Consider the following 1,711-nt stretch of genomic DNA (forward strand, 5'->3'; position numbering starts at 1 on the left):
GCTCTGGGGTGAGYGCAGCGTACGTTCGGTGGCCAACCTGACGCGCGAAGACGGCACGGCGTTTTTCCAGGAGATCCGCCATACGCCCGTGCACAGCGATGTCACCTGTTTTGCACTGGACGATGCCAATCAGGCGCTCGCCCAGTTGAGGAGCGGTCAGGTCAAAGGCGCCATCGTGCTTACCCCCTGACCGCAAAACCGGGTGAGCGGACCGCCAGAATGCTGCCAGGCACCGAGTAGAGCGCCCGTTCGGTGGTGCTGCCAATCAACCGATCCAGCCCGACCCGGTGCACGGTGCCCATCACCACCACGTCGGCCAGGTACTCTTCGACAAACTCGGTCAATGCCCGAACCGGTTGGCCCATGACAAAGTGCCGACGTTCGGGCGGTATACCGTAGCGATCGGCCAGGGTCACGAATGCCAGGTGCAGGGATTCACGCAGCTCCTCCATGTAATCCATGCTCCAGCCGCCGTTGACCAACGGTGCATCGCCATTGAACGCGGGTGACAGGTCGTAGGCGTACAGCAAATGCAGCGGCGCATCGCACTGCAGGGCCAGGGCGTTCGCGGTTTGAATGATGGTGTCGTTGAGGCCACTGATCTGGGTTTGCGGGTCGAAGGGGTCAACCGCCGCCACGATCCGGTGAGGYAAACTGTAACGGGCCTGGTTGACCAGGTGCACAGACACCGGGCATTCGCGCAGCAGGTGACAATCGAGTGGCGTGATGAATACCCGTTTGAGCACCGGCTCCAGCGTGGCGTCCTTGATCACCAGGTCAGGCTTGAACTCCTCGACATGTTTCAGGATATCCAGCAGCGGATGGGTGGTGAAGACCACTTCCACCGAGACTTTCAGCCCCTCACCGCTCAGTCGCTGGATTTCCTCCGACATCCAGCGGCGATAGCGACGCAGGTAGCTGTGAAATGCCGCCTCATCGACTTTTTCATCCCACAAATGAACGATCGGCACCGGTTCGACAAAGGCACACACGTGCAAGACCGCCCCACTCGCCTTGGCCAGGGCGACCGCACGCAGCAAGGCTGGAGATTGATGCAGGGTTCGGTCGGCGATCAGCAGTAAACGTTGATATTGACCCATCACACACCTCGGCTCTGCGCCGGTCGATCCCGCCGGCATGCTCCTAGACTGCACTCATTAGCCCCTGAGAGGGGTTGATTTACATCAAACCCGAACGTTTGAGGACGCCTATGCCGAGTGTCTGATCCAGATCAGATTCAAGTGCCGTCAGCGGCGTAAAAAGTACAACAACACGCGTGAACTCATGCCACACGCGAGCTTTTTACGCCCAACGGAGGATCACACCATGCTTACCGTCAAAGACCACAATGAACGGGCGGCGGCCGTCTATGCCGCCGTCAGCGGGAAATACTGGATTGAAGCGCTCAGGGACGGTCGGCATGTACTGATCCGGCCATTGACGGAAAAAGACCGCGAGCGCGAATACGCGTTCATCAAGCACCTGTCACCGGAATCCCGTCATATGCGCTTTCTGGCGCAAATCAACGAACCCGATAAAGCCATGCTCGATCAGTTGATGGACATCGACGGCAAGCAACGTATGGCCTACATCGCATTGGTCCACGAAGACGGCAAACTGATCGAAATCGGCGTCAGTCGCTATGCCGCCACCGCCGAACATGAATGCGAATGCGCGATCACCGTTGCCGATGAATGGCAGCACCTGGGGC

The 1,711-nt window shown here is 59.1% G+C and carries 2 protein-coding genes and 1 pseudogene; 2 read left to right on the forward strand and 1 reads right to left on the reverse strand.

Features of this window, described 5'->3' with window-relative positions; all coding sequences use genetic code 11:
* Positions 1-190: pseudogene (locus AC1DH9_RS28565) on the forward strand (alcohol dehydrogenase); the annotation flags it as partial.
* Here the strand turns inward: AC1DH9_RS28565 and AC1DH9_RS28570 are convergent.
* Positions 180-1,100 carry a universal stress protein gene (locus AC1DH9_RS28570; protein WP_427539781.1) on the reverse strand — a complete coding sequence of 307 codons (921 nt, stop codon included), beginning with the start codon at positions 1,098-1,100 and terminating at the stop codon, positions 180-182. The pseudogene AC1DH9_RS28565 and the gene AC1DH9_RS28570 sit on opposite strands and share 11 nt — an antisense overlap.
* A 226-nt stretch (positions 1,101-1,326) precedes the next feature.
* Between AC1DH9_RS28570 and AC1DH9_RS28575 the strand changes: the two genes are divergently transcribed.
* On the forward strand, positions 1,327-1,711 hold a 385-nt coding region (locus AC1DH9_RS28575; RefSeq protein ID WP_477809275.1), incomplete at its 3' end, for a GNAT family N-acetyltransferase.

The organism is Pseudomonas sp. 05T35 (assembly GCF_056396605.1).